This window comes from Kitasatospora sp. NPDC008115, from assembly GCF_042957205.1.
GTDB lineage: Bacteria > Actinomycetota > Actinomycetes > Streptomycetales > Streptomycetaceae > Kitasatospora.
Genome location: NZ_JBIBHU010000025.1, coordinates 118587 through 138240 on the forward strand (window position 1 = coordinate 118587; position 19654 = coordinate 138240).

Genomic DNA, 19654 nt, shown 5'->3' on the forward strand with positions numbered 1-19654 from the left:
CGGCAATCACCGCCCCTCAGTACCGCTCGCCCGACGCCGCCGGCAGCGCGTCCAGCTCGGCGAGGTCGGCCGGCGACAGCACCAGGTCGGCTGCCGCCGCGTTCTCCTCCAGGTACTTGGGCGTCTTGGTGCCCGGGATCGGCAGCACGTACCGGCCCTGCGCCAGCACCCAGGCGAGCGCCACCTGCGCGGGCGTCGCGCCGAGCCGCGCCGCGACCGCCCGCACCCGCTCGACCAGCGCCAGGTTCGCCTTCAGCGCCTCCTGCTGGAAGCGCGGCAGCCCGCGGCGGAAGTCGTCCGCCGGCAGCTCGTCGAAGGACGTGATGCCGCCGGTCAGGAAGCCGCGGCCGAGCGGGGAGAACGGCAGGAACGCGATCCCGTGCTCCTCCGTGTACGGCAGCACCTCGGCGAGCGAGTCCCTGGTCCAGAGCGACAGTTCGTTCTGCACCGAGGCCACCGGGTGGACGGCCCGCGCGCGCTCGATCTCCTCGACGGTCACCTCGGAGAGGCCGATCCGCCGCGCCTTTCCGGCCGCGACCACCTCGGCCAGCGCGCCCCAGGACTCCTCCACCGGCACCTCGGGGTCGATCCGGTGCAGCTGGTACAGGTCGACGTGGTCGGTGCCGAGCCGGCGCAGGCTGTCGTCGATGGACCGCCGGATGTGCTCGGGGCGCCCGTTGCGCAGCACCCGCTCCTCGGCGTTGCCCGGCACCAGGCCGACCTTGGTGGCGAGCACCGCGCGCTCCCGGTACGGCCCGGCCAGCGCGGCGCCGACCACCTCCTCGTTGGTGTAGGGACCGTAGATGTCGGAGGTGTCGATCAGCGTGACGCCGAGGTCCAGCGCCTGCCGGATCACCCGCACCGAGTTCCCGTCGTCACGGTTGTGGACGTCGTAGGCCCAGGTCATCCCCATGCAGCCGAGGCCGACGACCCCGACCTCGGGACCCTCGCTGCCGAGCGTGGCGTTGCGCATGACGTACTCCTCACTGGTGTCGGCCCCGGTGGCGCCGACCGTGGTCGGATCAACGGGGACCAGCCTCTCCCTTCGAGTGCGCTCTAGGTCAAGCCCATTCCCGCGATGGAGTGATGAACCGTCAGCCAGTCCCGGAACCCGCCCCGCAGCACCAGGTCCGCGAGCCGCCGGTACCCGGCCGCCCCCGGGTGCGCGCCGTCCCCGGCCAGGGCCTCCGCCGTCCAGACCCGGTCCGCCGCCAACTCCCGGGTCACGTCGATGAACGGCACCCCGCGCCCGGCGCAGGTCCCGGCGATCCCGTCGGCCAGTGCCAGCAGCCGCTCCAGGTGCGGCGCGCCGGCGCCGGCCACCGGCGGCGGGCCCACCACCAGCGGCGCGAGGCCGCGTTCGCGCGCTCCGTCCAGCAGCGCGGCCACATTGGCCAGGCACTCCTCCGGCGCGACCCGCGGCCGTCCGTCCTCCTCCACCGCGTCGTTGCTGCCGACCGACAGCACCAGCCGGTTGTCCGCGCCCGGCAGCACCCGGGCCGCCGTCTCGTCCCGGAAACGGGCCAGCACGTCCGCCGAAGTGTTCCGCCGCACACCGAGGTTGAACGCCGTCACCTCGTCCGGCCCCACCGCGAACCCCGCCCAGCAGTCCGCCATCACCCGGCCCACCCAGCCGCGGTACTCCGGGTCCCCGACCCCCTGGGTGAACGAGTCACCGAGGAAGACGATCCGCAGGGTCCTGTCGTCCATGTCCTTGTTCATGGCGGAACCTTAAGGTCCGCGTAAGCCTTGCCGCGACGTTCCTTTACTGCGCCGGAGTTCCTTGACGCACGCAGGTGGCCTGGTCCAGGTTGATGCCCAGGACCGCACACTCCCCACCGGACCACCCCTCCCCCGCCGCCCGCCCCGCGCATCCTCCCCCGCACGAGGCGGGCGGCGGCCCCGTCCCGGGGCCGCCGGCGCCGCACCGGCTACTCCGCGTCCACCGGCCGCACGAACTCCAGGGTCCACGTCTCCTGGAACTCGGGCTTGGGCTCGGTGAGCTCCACCTGCGCACCACGATGGGCGGCACGCCAGGCGAGGCCCTTCTCCGAGAGGACCTTGACCCCGCCGAGGACCGACTCGAAGGTGAACTTCGCCAGCGACTCGCGCGCGACGTTGTTGACCCAGAGCTTGCCCTCCGTGTCGACCAGCCCCGCCACGTCATGCGCAGCCAGACGGATCACATACGGGGAGCCCGGGACCGGCTCGAACGGCTCGACGATCCACTCCTGCTCGATCGGAAGCGGGTTCAGGCGGTCGGTGATGACCGGAGCACCGTGCTCGACGGCATACTCGGTCGCCGTCAGTACGGAGGTCGGACCGATGAGGTGGGCGTGGAACTTGTAGACACCGGGACGGATCGGGACCGGGGGCATGACGAAGTCCTCTCGCAGTCGGTTCGCCGCCGATGACTCGGTGTCACCGGCGCGCGGCCCAGCATTCCGAAGGCCGGCCTCCCGGCGCAGGAAGAGTTTCCGCCAACGCGATGTTGACACGAACTGTTCGCTCACGCCGTCGAGTTGGGAACGTGCGAACGAATGCGGGCGATGGCCGCCTACTCCTGGCGGCGCACCACCGCGACGCCCGCGTCCAGGTCGACCCCCGCCCCCGGCGGAGCACCGGCGTGCTCGTCGTCGCGCAGGATCAGCTGCGCCTGGCGCTGCTCGATCTGGACGCGCTTGTTGGCGTTGAACAGGGCGTCCAGTTCCTCGACCGCCGTCATCCCGAGGCCGCCGGCCACCGTCCCGGCGGGCGACCGCCGCCGACGCCCGCTCCGCAGCGCCGCCACCGTGAACAGCACGGTCATCAGCGCCGCGGCCGCCAGGGCGACCGTCACCGTTATCACCATGCCCGGCCCAACGACCGGGCCGTGCACGATCGTTCCGGGCCTTCACCGCCGCGCAGGAAGTCGGACCCGCCGACTTCCTGCGCCGGCCGGGCACTACGCCCCGGCCGTCACCGGCTCCTCGTCCGCGACCTCAAGGCCGTAGGCGACGACCGCCTGCCGCAGGCCGCCCGGGTAGCCGGCCAGGGCGGGGGTGAAGTCCCAGTTCCCGGCCTCGTCGCGGTCGAAGCGGCCGAGCCGCATCGCGATGTTGGACTCGGCACCGTCCGCCAGGTGCACGATCGCCGCGTCCTGGTCGGCGCCCGCTTCGAGGATCAGCGCCGGTCCGGCGAACCCGCCCATGGTGGCATCGGGGTGGTTCTCGGTGTCGGCGGCGGCGATGATCACGAGTCGGTCCGCCTCGGCGGGGAGCGCCTCGAAGTCGACCATCAGGCAGGCGTTGGCGTCCTCGTAGCCGGTGACCAGGCGGACGGAACCGTCGGGCGTGGAGCCGTTGTTGTAGAAGACGAGGTGGTCGTCGGAGAGTGCGCGGTTGCTCTGGCAGACCAGGGCGGCGATGTCGTACTGCTCCTCCCCGGTCCAGTGCAGCAGCAGCCGGGCCGGCTCGGCGGCCACCTCGATCGCCGGCTGTTCGGCACCGGCGGCCTCGGCGTGGGCCGGCGCGAAGATCTCGTGGAAGCCGTGGTGCTTCAGCAGGCCGACCAGCTCGGAACCGTTGATCAGCGTGATCGGCTTGCCGGACACGAACTGGTGGGAACTGGGCCCGAACTTGCTGGTGGTGACCAGCACCGCCTTGGTCGCGGCCCCGTCGTGCTGCAAGGTGCCGAAGAGGTCCCGGACGGCCGACGGCGTCACCGTGTCCCGGTACCGCTTGACCTGCACGATCACATTGCCGCCCCGGAACGGGTCGGTGTCGATGCCGCGGACGTCCACCCCGCCGTCCTTCGAGCGGGCCGTGAGCTCGACCTTCATGCCCATCGACTCCATCAGCCGGGCTATCAGCTGCTCGAACTCGATCGGGTCCATGGCCAGAAGGAGCTGGAGTTCGCGCACCCGCCGCGCCAACCGGCCGCGGTTCGCGTTGGTGTCGTCGCGGAGGTGCCGGAACAGCATGCGCTGCGCACGGCGCTCGGCGGTGTCGGGGTTGCTGAGGCGGTGGAGCTTGCGGCTCCGGGACATAGGTACTCCCTCAAACGTGCGCGACCGACGAGTCGTCAGGCACGTGTCAGAAATGGCGAATTCAGGACGGATTGGGCGAGTCCCCCGCTGGGTAAGCGAGTAGGTTACCGCCGCTGGACGAAGGATCTCGACAACTTCGCTACAAGCGGGCCCCGGCACGCATCCGTGGACCATCCGGTTGGAACCATCCCCATCAGCTGCCTGTGGACACGACCGATGGGGGTTGCGATGGACACTCGGACCAAGGACGCGAAACAACCGCCGGCCCTGTCCCGGATCACCGGGTCGGTCGCCCGCGCGGTGATACCGGGCCTGTTCCTCCTGGCCGGACTCGCCACCACCGTTCTCGGCTTCGTCCGGTTCGTCGACGCGAACGACGTGGCGGTCGCCTACCGCTCCGCCCCGGCGTGCGGCGCGGCAGAGCACACGCCCGGAACGGACTGCGTCCGGCGCGAGACCGGCAAGGTGACGGACCGGTACACCATGAGCGGCGACGGAACCACCTACCTGGTGAAGGTGGCGCGCGAGGCCACCCCCGTGCACCGCTACGAGGTCAACCGGGACTTCTACTCCGCCACGAAGGTCGGCGCGGACGTGGACCTGACGGTCTACCGGGGTCGGGTGACCGAGGTCTCCTACCAGGGGCACCGCACCACGAACCCGGGCACGCCCTGGCTCGCGTCCCTCAAGGTGGCCCTCCTCGCCGGGCTGGGGGCGGCACTCACGATCGCGGGTCTGACCTGGTCACGGGAGGGCGCGCACCCGGTGCCCTTCGCCGCGGTCATGGGCGGCTTCACCGCCACGTTCGCGATGCTCGGCTGTCTCACCCTGATGGCGGAGCAGCTTCCGCTCGCCGCCCTCCTGGCCGTGCCGGTCTTCGGCTGGCTGCTCATGACCGTGAGCGGCACGGCGGTCGTACGGGGCTCCTGACCCTCCCCCGCCGCCTACGCTTCCGGCATGGCGACGAACAGCGGTGACCTCCTCCTCATGACCACCACCCACGACGACGAGGCGAAGGCCCGGACGCTGGCGGCGGCCGTCGTACGGGCCCGGCTCGCGGCCTGCGCGCAGGTGTACCGGATCCAGTCGGTGTACTGGTGGGAGGGCGAGGTCCAGGACGCGGCGGAGTGGCGGATCGACTTCAAGACCCGCGCCGAACTGGCCGACGCCCTGACCGGCTTCGTGAACGAGCAGCACGACTACGACACCCCCGAGGTCATCGCCGTGCCGGTCGTGGCGGGCAGCACCGCCTACCTGGAGTGGGTGAAAGCGGAGACTGCGGAGGGACTCAGGGGGACGGGGTCGCGGTAACGACGGGAGTGGGGGGCGGGTGCTCCGTGGAGTGGGGGAAGGCCCACACGGCGAGGGCTAGGAGAAGAGTGATCGGGAGCACGGTCAGGACGGCGGCCGTGGTGGGGGTTGCGGGGAGTTCAGACGATGTCGGCATGGATCGGAGTGAGATCGAGTTCGGCCCAGACCGTCTTGGAGTTGGGGTCACGGGGGACGGTGCCCCAGCGGTCGGCGAGGGCGTCGACGAGGGTGAGGCCGCGCCCGGAGCACGACTCGGTGGGGCAGCCGGCGGCGGGCAGAGCGGGCTGCCGGTCGCCCCGACAGTCGGACACCTCGATCCGGAGCACGGAGGTGCGCGAACGGCGCACGGTGGTGAGCGAGAGCGCGAGCTCGAACCCGCGCCCCGGCACGCGCCCGTGGATGGAGGCGTTCGCGGCCAGTTCCGCGACGATGAGGAGCGCGGATTGATATGCCTCCGGGGAACGGGAGTTGAGCCCCCAGGAGGCGAACTGTTGTCTGGCGATCCGGCGCCCGGTGGCGGCTCCCTTGGGGGTGGAAGTGAGGAGCGCGGTGTGGGCGCGCGGGGTGGGGTTGTCGAGGGGGAATTCGGACTTCATGAGACAAAGCCTGGGGGGCCGGCCGTACGCTGACCACGCAATCGCCAGGTACGCAGAGTGCCTGTGCACGCGCGGACAGTTGCCTGTCGGTCGGTTTCGGGGAAACCGGTCGAAGGCGCGGTAAGACCAGGATGGGGTGGTTCAGGGTGGCCGGGATCGCGGGAACCGTGTTCGACAGCGACGAGCCGGTGGGTGACGCGGAGGGCGTCTCGGAGTTCTACAGCGCGGTCGGGAAGATCATCAAGATCCTTCGCGAGCGCGCTGGACTGACGCAGCGCGAGATGGCCGAGCGACTGGGTTACAGCGAGGACCTGATCGGAGCGATCGAGCGCGGTCGGCGGACCCCGCGCGTGGAGTTCCTCAACGCAGCCGACGAACTGCTCGGCGCCGGAGGCATGTTGAAGGCCATTGCCGACGACGTCATGAAGGCAAAGATCCGGGTGAGCACCCGGCACCCCGCCTTCTCCAAGGCCTTCACCGAGGAAGAATCCAAGGCTATTGAGCTCAACAGCTACAGCGTGCTCGGTGTCCCAGGGCTACTTCAGATCGAGGATCACACAAGGGCGCTGTTTGAGATGCGCAGGCCCGTGCTCCCGGAGGAGATGGTCGAGAAGTGGGTGGCGGCTCGAATGGCGCGACAGGAGATCCTGACCCGCACGCCACTTCCGCTGATGAGCTGGGTCATCGACGAGAGCGTCCTCCGGCGCCCCGTCGGTGGCTGGAACATTCACGAGAAGCAGCTGCGGCATCTACTCCAGGTCGGCCGCATGCGAGGACTTGAACTCCAGATCATGCCGCTCGAACGAACGCACCACGCGGGCATGGGAGGCTCGTTCAGCATCATCACGCCCAAAGACAAGCCGCCGGTCGCCTTCGTGGAGGTGCAGCACGTCAACAGGCTCATCATCGACCCCGATCAGGTCCGTATCATGAACGCACGGTACAGCAGCATCAGGGCGCAGGCTCTGGACCTGGCGGAGTCACTCGCCTTGATCGAGAAGATCCTGGGAGAGCGATAAGAAATGGCCGAGCTGGCGTGGTTCAAGAGCAGCTACAGCAGCAACGAAAGCGTTGAATGCGTCGAGGTCGCCGAGACCACCAACGCCGTCCTCGTCCGCGACTCCAAGGACAAGAGCGGCCCCCACCTCACCTTCACTCCCGACAGCTGGCAGGCCTTCATCACCTACGCCGCCACCGTCGAGATCTGAACAGCGCTCCTGCACGGCCTGCCGCTCCGCGCTCGGAGCGGCAGGCCGCCGAGTTCGTCTAACAGCCCGAGCGGTCCCCCGTTGCCCAGCACGCCCAACGCGGCCCGTACTGCCAGGCGGTGTACGGGGCGCCCGGCGTGCCGTCCGTGTCCACGGCGGCCCGGAGCAGACGGTCATCCTCCGACCCTGTCCTCTTTGACTTCGGGGTTCACACTCGGTAGTCGCCGTGGGGCACAGACCGGCCCCACACTGCCTCGAAGGCATCGCCACAGAGCCGTGGACCGCCGAAACCTGCGTGCTCCTCAGCAGCTCATCGATCTTCGGAATGCTCCGCGACATCGCACGCCTCTCGCAACGCCCGCACCATCCGGGCAGGCAACTCCATCCCAGTGTCAGGCGAACGTGGAGCTGACGTGGCCGAGCAGGTGCAGTGCCACTCAGAGCGCAAGAGAATATTCGAGAATCGACGCCCCTCCCGGTCCGATCCCACGGCATCCTGAACCGGCCTGACCGACAGCGAGGGGAGCGGCTGTGAGCCGACGACTGCGGTACATCGGAAGCAACTCGGGGAACAACGGATGCCCGACGCTCTACGAGGACGTCGAGACCGGAGAGGTACTGGTGCAGGGCGACGCCGTCACCGATCCCGACGAGGTGGCCCAGCTCCGCAACGTCAAGCCCGAGGAGGGGTTCGTGGTCGTTCCCCGCGTGCTGCTCGCCGACTTCGCTCCGCGAGACGTGGACCGGGAGCCCGTGCTGATCGGCTTCGAAGAGTTCGACAGCATGTTTGAGAACTTCGAGCACACCGCCTTCCGGCTGGAGACCCGCCGCAGGTACCGGTCCGACGAACGGACCGACACCTACCGCCGGTTCGCCGCCGGGCAGGCGGCCGGCTGGGACCTGGAGGACCCCTGGTGCCGTTCTCGCCGCGAGCAGGTGGCCCTCGGCAAGCGGTTCGAGCGGGTGAGGGTCATGGACAACCCGCCCACCCCGGGACAGCGGTACCTGCTCGACAACGCCGAGCGGAACAGTGCCGTAGGCGAGGACATCCGGTACCTCTGGCGCGCCGACGCCGACCGCCTCGGCCTTCCGGAGGAGGATACCTGGCTGTTCGACTCACGCGTGATCGCCCTGCTGCACTTCGACGCCGACGACGATCTGACGGGTGTGGAGCTGATCACCGACCCGGTCCAGGTGGCCCGCGCCTGCCAGGTACGGGACGCGGCCTGGCACTTTGCCACGCCGCACGGGGCGTTCGGCGCTGAGGTACCGTCCGGCGTGTGAGCACCGACTTCCAAGAGGCCCGCATCGCCCTCGGTCTGCGGCTCCGCGAGCTGCGCGCCGAGGGCGGTCTCACAGGTCGGCAACTGGCCGACCGCTTGGGCTGGACACAGTCCAAGGTCAGCAAGCTGGAGACCGGTCGGCAGACCGCCACCCATGACGACCTCAACGCGTGGGCGACGGGCGTCGGTCAGCCCGGATCGGCGCCGGAGTTGGCGGCCAGGCTCCGGGCGTTCGAGTCGTACTCCCGTTCCTGGCGACGACAGCTCGCCGCCGGACACAGGCCGGTTCAGGACACGCTGACGGTCGAGTACGAGCGGTCGACGGTCATGCGGGCCTGGGAGGGCTCCGTGATCGTCGGCATGCTCCAGACGGCCGACTACGCCCGGCACGTGTTCAACGCGTACACCGACCTCCACCAGTCACCTCGTGACATCGAGGACGCCGTACGGGCCCGCGTCCGCCGCCAGGAGAGCCTGTACCAGCCGGGCAAGCAGTACCGCATCATCATGTGGGAGGCCGCGCTCCGAACGCAGCTCTGCCCACCAGCAGTGATCGCCGCACAACTTGACCGGCTCAGCGGCGTGATCGGCCTGGACACCGTTTCCCTGGGCATCGTGCCGTTCGAGGCTTCGCTCAAGCTGCCGCCTGCCAACGGCTTCTGGATATACGACGAACGGCTTGTCATCGTCGAGGACTGGCACGCGGAGCTGTGGCTGGACCAGCCGGAGAACGTGGCACTGTACTCGCGTGTCTGGGAGACGCTGGCCGGCGCCGCCGTCCACGGCGCAGAGGCCCACCGGGTCATCACGCGGTGCCGCAGGGCGCTCGGAGCCGTCTGAAGAATCCTCAAGAACGCCACCCCCGCGCGGTGGAATATTCGAGAATCGCGTACCCGCCGGCGATTCCCGTACGCCTAGCGTGCTGGTCGAGGACTTCGATCGGCACGGGAGTTGAGCGATGAGCGCCGACGTGTGCCCCGCCCCGGCCCGCCGGCCGATCGTCGGCAATGCGCAAGGAAATCAACCACCACCGAGGCGGATTGGGTCCGAACCCAATGTTTGGAGAGTCCACATGACCTCGATCAGCACGGAACGGATCACCGGCCGGTCCCTGGTCGACCCGGCCCTGTTCGGGCGGCTGGTCGCCCGCATCGTCGAGGACGAGGTGATGGACCAGGCGCTCGCCGAGCGGGTCATGGACCAGGCCCTCGCCTTCCTTGGAGCGTGCGCGGCCAACCCCGACGCCGGGCTCTCCCCATCGGGCCTGGTGGACATCGGATGGCACACATTCATCCTTCATACCCTCGACTACGCCGAGTTCTGTCGCTCGCTGTCCGGACGGTTCCTCCATCACATGCCGACCGACGGCCCGGACGATTCCACCAAGGGCGTCGGCATCGCTGCCACGGTGGCCGTCATCGAGGCGAGCGGGTACGCCGTGGACACCGAGTTGTGGAGCATGTCCGCCGACTGCTCCGAGGGCAGCGGAGGAGACGGCAGCGACTCCAGCGGAAGCGGCAACTGCTCGCAGTGCCACCGCGGCTGCCACAGCAGCTAGAACCTGATCACCTGGCCCGCCCTGCTCCGCGCCCCGGAGCAGGGCGGGCCCGACCCCGAGGAATCCCGATGGCCTACAGCTGGGACCAGCTGCCGGACGACGTGCGCATGAGCATCGAAGGGCAGTCCGGTGCGGTGACCGGCACTGCGCCACCGCCGGCGGGAAGCGTGTCCGGCTTCGCCGCGACGCTGGAGACAGCCGGCGGGCACGTGTTCTGCAAGGCCATGCGCGAGGACAGCCCGAACGCGTGGATGCACCGCCTTGAGTCGGTCGTGAACGCCGTTCTCCCACCGGGCATCGCTCCCCGCATGCTCTGGAAGATCGAGGCCGGCGGGTGGCTGGCCCTCGGGTTCGAGCACGCTCCTGGCAGGCACGCGGACCTGTCCCCGGGGTCGGCCGATCTGCCCTTGATCGCAGGGACGTTGGAGGGGCTCGCCGAGACGCTGACACCATCCCCTCCCCTGCGGGCGTTCAGCCTGGCCGACCGGTGGGCCGGCCAGGACTTCTGGCACAAGCTCGGCAGCCAACACCGCAACCGGCTCGACCCGTGGACCATGGAACGGCTGGATCCCCTGATCCGGGCCGAATGCGAAGCACCCGACCTCATCGACGGCAGGACCCTGGTCCACACCGACCTGACCGGGCCCAACCTCCTGGTGCACGGCGACCACGTACGCGTCGTCGACTGGGCGTTCCCCGCCCCCGGCGCCGCCTGGGCCGACACGGCGTACATGGTCATCCGGCTGATCGAGTCCGGGCACACACCCGAGGAAGCCGAGCAGTGGGCCGACAGCGTATCCATGTGGCGGGAAGCACCCGAGCGGTCCGTGACGGCGTTCGGTGCGATCCTCACCGGCCTGTGGACCCTCCGCGCCGCCGAGAATCCCGGCCGGCAGTGGGACGCACTCAGCTCCCACGGGCTCGCCTGGTTGCGCCACCGGCTCGGGTAGCCGGGCCCAGACCTCCGGTGAACAGCCGACGGCCCGCCGCTCCGGGATCGGAGCGGCGGGCCGTCGGCGTGCCCGGTCAGAACCAGTGCAGGCAGAACGGGGGGCGGGCGGTGCGGAAGAGGGTGTCGGCCTGGGTGGCGGCTTCGGGGTGGTGGGCGTGGATGTGGCCGGCGCGGATCAGGGTGCTCGGGGTGGTGCCGCCGAGGTAGAGGGAGCCCAGGTCGCTGGCGTCAAGGGAGAGGTCGGGCTCGTCGTCGGTCGGGACGCACTCGGCCTTGCCGTCGCGGACGGTCAGCAGGTAGCGGCCGTGTTCGCCGAGGAAGCGGTCCTGGACGTCGAGGACGAGATCGCCGTCGGCGAACCAGCCGCGGGTGGTCAACGCGCGCGGGACGTCCAGCAGCCGCACCCAGAGCCAGTCCATGCCCGAGCCCGCCACCCCGGCCCGGAAGTCCGCGAGCTGCCAGCGCAGCGGGTGGTCGGCGGGGACGTGCTTGAACACGACCTCGGTGATCAGGTCGTGGCCGAGCGCGTACCGGGCCAGGGCGGTGTACGCCGTGTCGTCGAGGGCGATGATCTCGTCCACCGTCAGGGTCACCGTGCGCCTGACCGCGTCGGGGACGCCGTCACTGAGCGAGTAGCTGGCGTACCCGTCCGGGACGCCGTCGGCGTCGCGGTGGAGGGCGATGTAGCGCGGGGTCCCGGAGATCGGGGGCTGTCCGGCGCGCAGCTCCCACCAGCGGTGCGGCCGGGAGATCGCGCCGGGCTGGGCGCGGCGGTAGCGGTCGTAGACGTCCTCCAGGACCTCCCGGCACTCGCCGCTCCGCAGCACCTCCACCGAGCCGGCGTCCGCACCCGCGCCCGCCGCCCGGGCGGCGGCGAGGCCGGCCCGCTCGCGCTGCACCGTCAGCCGCCCCGTGTAGGTCGCGGGCCCGTAGCCGAACCTGCGGTAGATCACGGCCTCGGAGGCCAGCAGCACCGAGAGGAACTCCCCCCGCTCACGCAGTTCGGCGAGCTGGTGGCGCATCATCGCGGTGAGCACGCCGCGGCGCCGGTGCGAGGGGACCACGCCCACCACGGTCACCCCGGCGACCGGGGCGATGACCTCCCCGGGGAGGGTGAGTTCGAAGGAGTACGCACCCGCCGTCCCCACAGGCCGCCCGTCCGCCACGGCCAGCACGCCGCGGTCCATCTCGACCGCCGACCACCAGGCCCCGCCGCCGTCCTCGGCGGTGGGCTCCGGGAAGCGTCCGAACGCCGCGTGGAAGGTGTCGACGAAGACCTCGCGGTCCTGTTCGGTCGTGGAACGGATCTCCATCACTACTGCTGCCTCCCGGGTTCCCGACACCACCGCACGTGGTGTCCGGCCACCATGCAACGCCACCCGGCAACCAGGTCAAGCGATTTACGGCCGCCGACGCACCCCGCGCGGCGCGACGACGGGCGCACGGTCCGCCCGACAGGCGGACTACGGAGCGTGGGTGTATGGTGACAGAAGGAGATGTTCGTACAAGAAGGAGTTGATGGTCATGGGTATCGCGGAGTTCAAGGGCGACTGCGGCGAAGGGAAGGACAGCCCCAAGCTGGCCACCTCCTCGTCCGGCCTCCAGAACGGCGACGACGTACAGCTGAACGGCAACACGAACCTCAGCACCTGTGTCGTGGCGAACGACAGCGCCAAGGTCTACGGCATCCGACTGAGGGGCGCGAGCGGCGTCTACGACTACCAGGTGGAGGTCGACGGAGAGGGGCCCCACGGCATCGGGTCCGGCAGCATGTACACCGCCTTCAAGGACGAGTCCGGTGACATCTACCATCTGGAGCTCACCAGCAGCAGCCGCAAGACCCACACGGTCCGCTACAACAGCGACAAGCCGGCGATCATGGAATTCAAGTGGAGCAACCACAGCATCAAGGACTGGTGAGCCGCACGGCTTCACGCGCGGCGGAGGGCGGGGCGCAGGGCCGGGCGGAGCAGGAGGCCGAGGAGGGTGCCGAGGGTGAGGCCGAGGAGGGAGTCCAGGGCGTCCTGGCCGTCGCAGGCGCGGCCGAGGGCGGGAACGGCGTACTGGGCGGCCTCCAGGGCGAAGGGGAGCAGGGCGCCCGCGGCGAGCACGGCGGCGGCGCGGCGGCGGGAGCCGGCGAGGGCGGCGGCCAGGCCGATCGGGGCGAACATCAGGACGGCGAGGTCGGCCTGCCGGGAGGTGAGCCACTCCCCCGGCGGGCGCGGGCCGAGGCCGTCGAGCGTGCAGTGGCGGACGGCGCCCGCCCAGGAGAGGTCCTGCCAGAACGGGCGCGGGTGTTCGGGGAGCAGCGTCAGCGTCGCCACCCCTCCGAGCGCGAGCAGCAGCACGAAGCCGACCGCCCAGTGGGTGCGCAGCAGCCGCCCCACCGGGCGGTTCAGCAGCGCCGCCGGGACGAGCGAGGCGAGCAGCCCGGGCCAGAACATCGGCAGCCCGTTCAACACGGTTTTGATCACGCCCGCACGGACGCCGCCGACGCCCGCGCGGTTCTCCTCCGGGCAGTGTTCGTCTTCGACCGACCCTTGGACTGACGGACTGTTAGAGTCGGTCGGCATCACGACCGAGGGGGTCACCCGATGAAGTCCCGTGCACTCGCGATCGCCGTGGGCGTCGCGGCCACCGCGCTGATCGTCGTCGCCTTCCGGCCGACGGACGACGCGCCGACGCCCGGCCCGCCGAGGCCCGGCGCGCAGGCCGACGCCTACGCACCCCCCGCCATGCCCTCGCCGCCGGGGGCCGAGGACAGCGCCGCCGCCTTCACCCGGTACGTCGAACAGCACGGCACCGAGGAGGAGCGGGAGGCGGTCCTCGGCCACGTCACCCGGCTCAACCGGGCGGTGCAGCAGGACGACCACGTCAACACCTACCTCGCCACCGACTTCCCGGAGGCGGTGGACGCCCGGACCCGCACCATCATCCGCGCCTACCTGAAGTGGGCCGGGCCGAGCGAGCCGGCCCGGATGCTCGTCCTCTACGACGGCGCGGGCCGTGTGATGGGCGCGATCCGCGTCGCCGACTGGAGCTGACCGCGTCAGGCCTGCGCCATGGCGTCGCGCACCCCGCGCGACATCCGCTCGGCGACCGCGGCGACGAGCGCGCGCGGGCGGCGCGGGTTGAGGTGGGCGCCGATCCGGTTGCCCAGGCCGGGCACGACGTAGGAGCGGTCGGCGTCCAGGGCCCGCAGTGCCGCCCGGACGACCGCCTCCGGGGTGGTGAACGAGCCGGTGACGGCGGCCTTCCGGGTGCCGATGACGTCGAAGAACCCGGTCTCCACCGGCCCCGGGCAGACGGCCAGCACGCGGATGCCGCGCCGCCGGTACTCCTGGCGCAGCGCGAGGCTGAAGTTGAGCAGGAAGGTCTTCGACGGACCGTAGACGGCGAAGTACGGGGTGGGCTGGAAGGCCGCCGTGGACGCCACGTTGACCACCGCGCCCGTGCCGCGCGCGAGCATGCCGGGCAGCAGTTCATGGGCGAGGTCGACCGGCGCGACGACGTTGACCATCAGCTGGTCGTGGTCGCGCTCCGGGTCGATCGTCTCGAACGGGCCGCAGGTGCCGAAGCCGGCGTTGTTGACCAGCAGGTCCACGGACAGGCCCCGGTCGGCGAGTTCGGCGCCGATCCGGCGGGCGGCGTCGGGGGCGGCGAGGTCCTGGACGAGGACGTGGGCGGTGATGCCGTGGGCCTCGCCGAGGCGCTCGGCGAGGTCGCGCAGGCGGTCGGCGGAGCGGGCGACCAGGACGAGGTCGTGGCCGCGCGCGGCGAGCCGGGCGGCGAACTCGGCACCGATGCCGGAGGACGCGCCGGTGATCAGAGCGGTGGTGGCAGTAGGCACGGTGACACACTCCTTGTCTCACAAGATGTGACACGAGAGTATCGGATAATCGTGAATCTGCAACAGCGCTGTTTCAGTTAGTGCCCGAGCCGATTCTCCGCTGTACCGTTCCCGGGTACGTCCGAGCTGGAGGCACCGCCCATGACCCACACGCCGCCCGGCCGCCCGCTGCGCGCCGACGCCGAACGCAGCATCCGCGCGATCCTCGCCGCGGCGGAGCGCGTCCTCGCCGAGACCCCCGGCGCGTCCATGGAGCAGATCGCGGAGGCCGCCGGAGTCACCCGCACCACCGTCCACCGCCGGTTCGCCAACCGGCAGGCGCTGATCGACGCGCTCGCCACCGAGGCCGCCGCCAAGCTCGCCGAGGCCATCGAGGACGGCCACCCCGACACCGCCCCGCCGCTGGTCGCGCTGCACCGGGCGACCGCCAACGTGCTGCGGGTGAAGGCCGCCTGGGGATTCGCCCTCGGCCCGGCCGCCACCCAGAGCGAGCCGGCCGCCCGGACGCACGACGAGATCGCCCGGCGCTGCCTCGAACTGCTCGGCCGGATCCGCGAGCAGGGGGTCATCGCCGCGGACGCGGACCTGGAGTGGGTGCGCCGGGTCTACTACGCGCTCATCGGCGAGGTCATGCACGGCACCGCCGCGGCCCCGCCGGCCGACGCCGAAGCGGACGCGCTGGCGGCCCGGATCGTCGACACCCTGCTGCACGGCGTGGGCCCGCGCACCACGCGCTGACGGGTCGACGGGCGCGCCCGACCGCGCGCTCGCACGGTCGGCCCCGCACCTCCTACGCAGGCCAGGGCGCCGGTGTCCCAACTTGCCCAAATCCCATGACAATCACCCATATCCCTCGATCGAGGGAACTATCGCGCGTGTCCCCACTTTTTCGGTCCGATGAGGCAGCATCAGCACGTCCGCGCCCGAACGACCTTCCGTCCGGGCGGTAGAACCGGCCCCTGGGACCCGCCCGTGACCACCTCCGCCCCCGTGTGGGACTGCCCCTTCAACCACACCGACGGCCTGGAGTTCGACCCCCTCCTCAAGCGCCTGCTGACCGAGGAGCCGATCGCCAGGATCCGGCTGCCGCACGGCGAGGGCGAGGCCTGGCTCGCCACCCGCTACGAGGACGTCCGCGTCGTCACCACCGACCGCCGGTTCAGCCGCGCCGCCGGGATCGGCCGTGACCTGCCCCGGATGACGCCCGCCCCGATCGCCCAGGTCGAGTCGATCAACCTGATGGACCCGCCGGCCCACAACCGGCTGCGCCGCCTGGTCGCCCAGGGCTTCACCAACCGCCAGGTGGAGCGGATGCGCGCGCACACCCAGCGGGTCGTCGACGGCTACTTCGACGAGATGGAGGAGCACGGCGCACCCGCCGACCTGGTCCGCTTCCTCTCCGCCCGGCTGCCGCTCACCACCATCTGCGAGCTGCTCGACATCCCCGCCGCGGACCGCGCCGAACTCCGCGGCCACGCCGTCGCGATGATGTCGATGGGCCCGGGCAGCGGCGCCGGCCAGGTCACCGCCAAGGCCGCCCTGCGCGCCTACTTCGCCGAACTTACCGCCGCCCGCCGCCGCTCCCCCGGCGAGGACCTCGTCAGCGCGCTCGCCACCGCCCGGGACGGCGCCGAACTGCTGGACGACGACGAACTCGCCGTGATGGCCATGGTCCTGCTGGTCACCGGCCACGACACCAGCACCTACCAGCTCTCCAACATCACCTACACCCTGCTCACCCACCCCGAGCAGCTCGCCAAGCTGCGCACCGACCCGGACCTGCTGCCGCGCGCACTGGAGGAGCTGCTGCGCTTCATCCCGTTCCGCCAGGGCGTGGGCATCGCCCGGGTCGCCACCGAGGACGTCGAGCTCGGCGGCGTGCTGATCAAGGCCGGTGAGCCGGTGCACGTCTCCTACCTGGCCGCCAACCGCGACCCCGGGATGTACGAGCGGCCCGACGAGCTCGACCTCGACCGCGGCGCGCCCACCCACATGACCTTCGGCTACGGCACCCACCACTGCCTCGGCTCCCACCTGGCCCGGATGGAGCTCCAGGTGGCCATCGGCACCCTGCTGAACCGGTTCCCCGGGCTGCGGCTGGCCGTGCCGCCCGCCGAGCTGGACTGGCAGACCGGCTCGATCTGGCGCTACCCGCAGACCCTGCCGGTCGCCTGGTGACCCCCCGCCGTACCCGGCCGCAACCGTAGGCCCGGGCCACCAGCCCGGGCCCGCCAGACGGGAGACCCCCACCCATGGCAACACTCTGCAGACCCGCCATCGCCGTACCCGAGCACGTCATCACCCTCGACGAGACCCTCGAACTGGCCCGCACCCTGCACGCCGACCACCCGCAGCTCGGGCTCGCCCTGCGGCTGATCGAGAACACCGGGGTGCGTACCAGACACCTGGTCCAGCCGATCGAGGAGACCCTGCACCACCCCGGCTTCACCGTCCGCAACACCGTCTACGAGCGGGAGGCCAAGCGCCGCGTCCCCGAGGTGGTCGAGCGCGCCCTCGGCCACGCCGAACTCGCCGCCCGGGACATCGACCTCATCCTCTACGTGTCCTGCACCGGCTTCATGATGCCCTCGCTGACCGCGTGGCTGATCAACTCGATGGGGTTCCGCTCCGACACCCGCCAGCTGCCGATCGCCCAGCTCGGCTGCGCGGCCGGCGGCGCCGCCGTCAACCGGGCGCACGACTTCTGCCGCGCCTACCCCGGCGCCAATGTGCTGATCGTCGCCTGCGAGTTCTGCTCGCTCTGCTACCAGCCCACCGACATCGGCGTCGGCTCCCTGCTCTCCAACGGCCTGTTCGGCGACGCGATCGCCGCCGCGGTGCTGCGCGGCCGCGGCGGCACCGGCGTCCACCTGGAGCGCAACGGCTCGCATCTGGTGCCGGACACCGAGAACTGGATCTCCTACGGGGTCAAGGACACCGGCTTCCACTTCCAGCTGGACAAGCGCGTGCCGGGCACCATGGAGATGCTCGCCCCGGCCCTGCGCGCACTGGCCGTCGAGCACGCCTGGGACATCTCCGGCCTCGGCTTCTACATCGTGCACGCCGGCGGCCCGCGGATCCTCGACGACCTCTGCCACTTCCTCGACCTGGAGCCGGTCGCCTTCCGGTTCTCCCGGGCCACGCTCACCGAGCGGGGCAACATCGCCAGCGCCGTGGTCTTCGACGCGCTGGCCCGGATGTTCGAGGAGGGCGGGGTCGAGGACGGCACCCAGGGGCTGATCGCGGGCTTCGGTCCTGGCATCACCGCCGAGATCTCGCTGGGCAGTTGGGCCGGGAAGCCGCTGGGGGCGGTGGTCCCGCGGCGGTCGCTCGCGATCGAGGACACCGGGCTGACGCTCACTCACCAGACCGCCCCCCTGCCGCGTCCGGCCGGGACTACGATCACCGAATGACCGATACCACGGGTGCCACGAACGCCACCGGCACCACCGAGATCACCAGTGCCAGTGGGACCACCAGTACCAGCGGTTCCACCGGTGCCAGTGGGACCGCCGACGGCGCCGCGACACCGGACCGCGCCGGGGCCCCGCTGATCCCCAGACCGCCGCGCCCCGCCGAGGCCGCCCGGGCCGCCGAGCTGGCCGCGCTCTTCCCCGCCCTGCACGCCCCGCAGTACTGGGCCTGGGGCCGCTACGACGCGCAGTTCTCCACCGTCCTGCCGCCGGACGAGCTGGTCACCAACATCCACCTGGTGGGCTTCACCGACGGCGGCCGGGTGGTGCTCTGCCGCGACGACCGCGACCACTGGTTCCTGCCCGGCGGCACCCGCGAGAACGGCGAGTCGGTGGACTCCTGCCTGGTCCGCGAGCTGCGCGAGGAGGCCGGCGCCCGGCTGCTCGGCGAGCCGGTCTGGCTGGGCGCGCACCGCTGCGTGACCGACGACCCGGTGCCCTACCGGCCGTGGCAGCCGCACCCCGAGAAGGCCTGGCTCTGGGGCTGGGCCGAGGTCACGGTGGACTCCGTGCCGACCAACCCGGACGACGGCGAGCAGGTGGTCGAGGTCCGCGCGGCGGAGCCGGCCGAGGCGCGCCGGCTGCTGCTGGACGGACACGACGCGTGGTGGGGCGAGCTGATCGGCCTGGCGGTGGAGCTGCGGTCGCGTCCGCGCTGAGCCGCGGCTGTTCCCCCGTCCGCGGAAGATCACCCGCCGGCCGCCGGAAGACCACTGGAATGGCGCAGCAGCGGGCCACGGCGTCCGATATGCGGTGGTATGACTCGAAGGGACTCGGGTCCGTCTCGGGCCCGCACCGACGGGAGCCGTCATGGACAACTACCCGCTGCTCAACATCTTCTGGACGATGCTGGAGCTGTTCCTCTGGATCCTCTGGTTCTTCCTGCTGTTCAAGATCATCACGGACATCTTCCGCAGCCACGACATGGGCGGCTGGGCCAAGGCCGGCTGGCTGCTCCTGGTGATCCTGGTGCCGCTGATCGGCGTGCTGGTGTACGTGATCGCGCGTGGCAGGAGCATGGGTGAACGCGACGTCGAGCAGGCCCAGAGGGCCGACGCCGCGTTCAAGGCGTACATCCGCGACGCGGCGGGCGCCGCGCCCGGCGAGGGGCCCGGGGAGGGGCCGGGCGGCCGGAGCCACGTCGACGACCTGGCCAAGCTGGCCGACCTCAAGTCGAGCGGGGCCATCTCCGAGGAGGAGTACCAGAAGGCGAAGGAGAAACTGCTGGTGTGACGGGGAAGCCGTCGCGGGGGGGGGGGGGGGGGGGGGGGGGGGGGCCCGCCCCCCCCCCCCCCCCCCCCCCCGGCGGACCGTCGGGTGACGGGCCGTCCGAGGGGCCGGACGGGCCGCCGGGGGGCCGGACGGTCGGGCCGTCGTCCTCCGGCTCGACCCCGAG

General features: G+C 71.2%; 24 protein-coding genes. 15 read left to right on the forward strand and 9 right to left on the reverse strand.

Translation table 11 applies throughout. The annotated features are described in order from the left end of the window. Positions 1-16 precede the first annotated feature (16 nt). The 5 genes from ACFZBX_RS28095 to ACFZBX_RS28115 all read right to left on the reverse strand — a co-directional run bounded on the left by ACFZBX_RS28095 (position 17) and on the right by ACFZBX_RS28115 (position 4027). The gene (locus ACFZBX_RS28095; RefSeq protein ID WP_391536580.1) at positions 17-973 is read right to left on the reverse strand and encodes an aldo/keto reductase; all 957 of its coding nucleotides are present in this window, start codon (positions 971-973) and stop codon (positions 17-19) included. Between the two features lie 83 nt (positions 974-1056). Then, entirely contained in the window at positions 1057-1722 is a 666-nt protein-coding gene (locus tag ACFZBX_RS28100) for a GDSL-type esterase/lipase family protein (RefSeq protein WP_391536581.1), read from the reverse strand. Positions 1723-1931: 209 nt separating this feature from the next. After that, on the reverse strand, positions 1932-2378 hold the full coding sequence (locus ACFZBX_RS28105) for a hypothetical protein (protein ID WP_391536582.1): 447 nt from the start codon (positions 2376-2378) through the stop codon (positions 1932-1934). Between the two features lie 179 nt (positions 2379-2557). After that, positions 2558-2839, reverse strand: coding sequence for a DUF6191 domain-containing protein (locus ACFZBX_RS28110; RefSeq protein ID WP_391536583.1), 282 nt, complete (start codon positions 2837-2839; stop codon positions 2558-2560). A gap of 105 nt (positions 2840-2944) precedes the next feature. Continuing rightward, positions 2945-4027 (reverse strand): restriction endonuclease, encoded by a 1083-nt coding sequence (locus ACFZBX_RS28115; protein WP_391536584.1) that lies wholly within the window; start codon positions 4025-4027, stop codon positions 2945-2947. A gap of 228 nt (positions 4028-4255) precedes the next feature. Between ACFZBX_RS28115 and ACFZBX_RS28120 the strand changes: the two genes are divergently transcribed. Together ACFZBX_RS28120 and cutA are read left to right on the forward strand one after the other, a co-directional pair. Then, a complete protein-coding gene (locus ACFZBX_RS28120; protein ID WP_391536585.1) occupies positions 4256-4957 on the forward strand; it encodes a hypothetical protein in 702 nt (233 codons plus the stop codon). A 27-nt stretch (positions 4958-4984) separates the two neighbouring features. After that, the gene (cutA, locus tag ACFZBX_RS28125) at positions 4985-5338 is read left to right on the forward strand and encodes a divalent-cation tolerance protein CutA (RefSeq protein WP_391536586.1); all 354 of its coding nucleotides are present in this window, start codon (positions 4985-4987) and stop codon (positions 5336-5338) included. Between the two features lie 119 nt (positions 5339-5457). On the opposite strand, the gene ACFZBX_RS28130 is transcribed toward cutA, so the two are convergent. Further along, positions 5458-5934 carry an ATP-binding protein gene (locus ACFZBX_RS28130; protein WP_391536587.1) on the reverse strand — a complete coding sequence of 159 codons (477 nt, stop codon included), beginning with the start codon at positions 5932-5934 and terminating at the stop codon, positions 5458-5460. Positions 5935-6101: 167 nt separating this feature from the next. Here ACFZBX_RS28130 and ACFZBX_RS28135 point away from each other — a divergent pair, with 167 nt between their 5' ends. The 6 genes from ACFZBX_RS28135 to ACFZBX_RS28160 all read left to right on the forward strand — a co-directional run bounded on the left by ACFZBX_RS28135 (position 6102) and on the right by ACFZBX_RS28160 (position 10933). Further along, positions 6102-6953, forward strand: a complete 852-nt coding sequence (locus tag ACFZBX_RS28135) for a Scr1 family TA system antitoxin-like transcriptional regulator (RefSeq protein WP_391536588.1) — start codon at positions 6102-6104, stop codon at positions 6951-6953. A 3-nt stretch (positions 6954-6956) separates the two neighbouring features. Further along, positions 6957-7142 carry a DUF397 domain-containing protein gene (locus ACFZBX_RS28140; protein ID WP_391536589.1) on the forward strand — a complete coding sequence of 62 codons (186 nt, stop codon included), beginning with the start codon at positions 6957-6959 and terminating at the stop codon, positions 7140-7142. Between the two features lie 531 nt (positions 7143-7673). Beyond that, complete coding sequence (locus tag ACFZBX_RS28145; RefSeq protein ID WP_391536590.1) at positions 7674-8426, forward strand: DUF6879 family protein; 753 nt, start codon at positions 7674-7676, stop codon at positions 8424-8426. Continuing rightward, a complete protein-coding gene (locus ACFZBX_RS28150; RefSeq protein ID WP_391536591.1) occupies positions 8423-9265 on the forward strand; it encodes a helix-turn-helix domain-containing protein in 843 nt (280 codons plus the stop codon). Before ACFZBX_RS28145 ends, ACFZBX_RS28150 begins: the two co-directional genes overlap by 4 nt. Positions 9266-9497: 232 nt before the next feature. Next, positions 9498-9983, forward strand: coding sequence for a glycine-rich domain-containing protein (locus ACFZBX_RS28155; protein ID WP_391536592.1), 486 nt, complete (start codon positions 9498-9500; stop codon positions 9981-9983). A 68-nt stretch (positions 9984-10051) separates the two neighbouring features. Then, a complete protein-coding gene (locus ACFZBX_RS28160; RefSeq protein ID WP_391536593.1) occupies positions 10052-10933 on the forward strand; it encodes a phosphotransferase family protein in 882 nt (293 codons plus the stop codon). Positions 10934-11009: 76 nt separating this feature from the next. On the opposite strand, the gene ACFZBX_RS28165 is transcribed toward ACFZBX_RS28160, so the two are convergent. Then, on the reverse strand, positions 11010-12248 hold the full coding sequence (locus ACFZBX_RS28165) for a GNAT family N-acetyltransferase (protein ID WP_391536594.1): 1239 nt from the start codon (positions 12246-12248) through the stop codon (positions 11010-11012). A gap of 211 nt (positions 12249-12459) precedes the next feature. On the opposite strand from ACFZBX_RS28165, the gene ACFZBX_RS28170 reads away from it, so the two are divergent. Then, complete coding sequence (locus ACFZBX_RS28170) at positions 12460-12855, forward strand: hypothetical protein (RefSeq protein ID WP_391536595.1); 396 nt, start codon at positions 12460-12462, stop codon at positions 12853-12855. Between the two features lie 11 nt (positions 12856-12866). Here the strand turns inward: ACFZBX_RS28170 and ACFZBX_RS28175 are convergent, their stop codons facing one another. Further along, positions 12867-13409 (reverse strand): hypothetical protein, encoded by a 543-nt coding sequence (locus ACFZBX_RS28175; RefSeq protein ID WP_391536596.1) that lies wholly within the window; start codon positions 13407-13409, stop codon positions 12867-12869. Between the two features lie 120 nt (positions 13410-13529). On the opposite strand from ACFZBX_RS28175, the gene ACFZBX_RS28180 reads away from it, so the two are divergent. Then, positions 13530-13979 carry a hypothetical protein gene (locus ACFZBX_RS28180; protein ID WP_391536597.1) on the forward strand — a complete coding sequence of 150 codons (450 nt, stop codon included), beginning with the start codon at positions 13530-13532 and terminating at the stop codon, positions 13977-13979. A gap of 5 nt (positions 13980-13984) precedes the next feature. Here ACFZBX_RS28180 and ACFZBX_RS28185 read toward each other — a convergent pair whose 3' ends face one another. Further along, positions 13985-14785 carry an SDR family NAD(P)-dependent oxidoreductase gene (locus tag ACFZBX_RS28185; protein ID WP_391536598.1) on the reverse strand — a complete coding sequence of 267 codons (801 nt, stop codon included), beginning with the start codon at positions 14783-14785 and terminating at the stop codon, positions 13985-13987. A 141-nt stretch (positions 14786-14926) separates the two neighbouring features. On the opposite strand from ACFZBX_RS28185, the gene ACFZBX_RS28190 reads away from it, so the two are divergent. From ACFZBX_RS28190 to ACFZBX_RS28210, 5 genes are all read left to right on the forward strand, one after another. Next, positions 14927-15523 carry a TetR/AcrR family transcriptional regulator gene (locus tag ACFZBX_RS28190; RefSeq protein WP_391536599.1) on the forward strand — a complete coding sequence of 199 codons (597 nt, stop codon included), beginning with the start codon at positions 14927-14929 and terminating at the stop codon, positions 15521-15523. Between the two features lie 234 nt (positions 15524-15757). After that, positions 15758-16963: a cytochrome P450 gene (locus ACFZBX_RS28195; protein ID WP_391536600.1), complete on the forward strand. Its 1206-nt coding sequence runs from the start codon at positions 15758-15760 to the stop codon at positions 16961-16963. A 74-nt stretch (positions 16964-17037) separates the two neighbouring features. Next, a complete protein-coding gene (locus tag ACFZBX_RS28200; RefSeq protein WP_391536601.1) occupies positions 17038-18198 on the forward strand; it encodes a type III polyketide synthase in 1161 nt (386 codons plus the stop codon). Then, positions 18195-18917, forward strand: a complete 723-nt coding sequence (locus ACFZBX_RS28205; RefSeq protein ID WP_391536602.1) for an NUDIX domain-containing protein — start codon at positions 18195-18197, stop codon at positions 18915-18917. Before ACFZBX_RS28200 ends, ACFZBX_RS28205 begins: the two co-directional genes overlap by 4 nt. Before the next feature lie 151 nt (positions 18918-19068). Beyond that, positions 19069-19491 (forward strand): SHOCT domain-containing protein, encoded by a 423-nt coding sequence (locus ACFZBX_RS28210; protein WP_391536603.1) that lies wholly within the window; start codon positions 19069-19071, stop codon positions 19489-19491. Positions 19492-19654: the final 163 nt, after the last annotated feature.

Bases quoted from the DNA above. Each gene is read 5' to 3' on its own strand.
- ACFZBX_RS28170 (WP_391536595.1), top strand. From the start codon at position 12,460: ATGGGTATCGCGGAGTTCAAGGGCGACTGCGGCGAAGGGAAGGACAGC.
- ACFZBX_RS28095 (WP_391536580.1), bottom strand. From the start codon at position 973: ATGCGCAACGCCACGCTCGGCAGCGAGGGTCCCGAGGTCGGGGTCGTC.
- ACFZBX_RS28165 (WP_391536594.1), bottom strand. From the start codon at position 12,248: ATGGAGATCCGTTCCACGACCGAACAGGACCGCGAGGTCTTCGTCGAC.
- cutA (WP_391536586.1), top strand. From the start codon at position 4,985: ATGGCGACGAACAGCGGTGACCTCCTCCTCATGACCACCACCCACGAC.
- ACFZBX_RS28160 (WP_391536593.1), top strand. From the start codon at position 10,052: ATGGCCTACAGCTGGGACCAGCTGCCGGACGACGTGCGCATGAGCATC.
- ACFZBX_RS28210 (WP_391536603.1), top strand. From the start codon at position 19,069: ATGGACAACTACCCGCTGCTCAACATCTTCTGGACGATGCTGGAGCTG.
- ACFZBX_RS28155 (WP_391536592.1), top strand. From the start codon at position 9,498: ATGACCTCGATCAGCACGGAACGGATCACCGGCCGGTCCCTGGTCGAC.
- ACFZBX_RS28180 (WP_391536597.1), top strand. From the start codon at position 13,530: ATGAAGTCCCGTGCACTCGCGATCGCCGTGGGCGTCGCGGCCACCGCG.
- ACFZBX_RS28140 (WP_391536589.1), top strand. From the start codon at position 6,957: ATGGCCGAGCTGGCGTGGTTCAAGAGCAGCTACAGCAGCAACGAAAGC.
- ACFZBX_RS28200 (WP_391536601.1), top strand. From the start codon at position 17,038: ATGGCAACACTCTGCAGACCCGCCATCGCCGTACCCGAGCACGTCATC.
- ACFZBX_RS28105 (WP_391536582.1), bottom strand. From the start codon at position 2,378: ATGCCCCCGGTCCCGATCCGTCCCGGTGTCTACAAGTTCCACGCCCAC.
- ACFZBX_RS28100 (WP_391536581.1), bottom strand. From the start codon at position 1,722: ATGAACAAGGACATGGACGACAGGACCCTGCGGATCGTCTTCCTCGGT.
- ACFZBX_RS28120 (WP_391536585.1), top strand. From the start codon at position 4,256: ATGGACACTCGGACCAAGGACGCGAAACAACCGCCGGCCCTGTCCCGG.
- ACFZBX_RS28205 (WP_391536602.1), top strand. From the start codon at position 18,195: ATGACCGATACCACGGGTGCCACGAACGCCACCGGCACCACCGAGATC.
- ACFZBX_RS28115 (WP_391536584.1), bottom strand. From the start codon at position 4,027: ATGTCCCGGAGCCGCAAGCTCCACCGCCTCAGCAACCCCGACACCGCC.
- ACFZBX_RS28190 (WP_391536599.1), top strand. From the start codon at position 14,927: ATGACCCACACGCCGCCCGGCCGCCCGCTGCGCGCCGACGCCGAACGC.
- ACFZBX_RS28130 (WP_391536587.1), bottom strand. From the start codon at position 5,934: ATGAAGTCCGAATTCCCCCTCGACAACCCCACCCCGCGCGCCCACACC.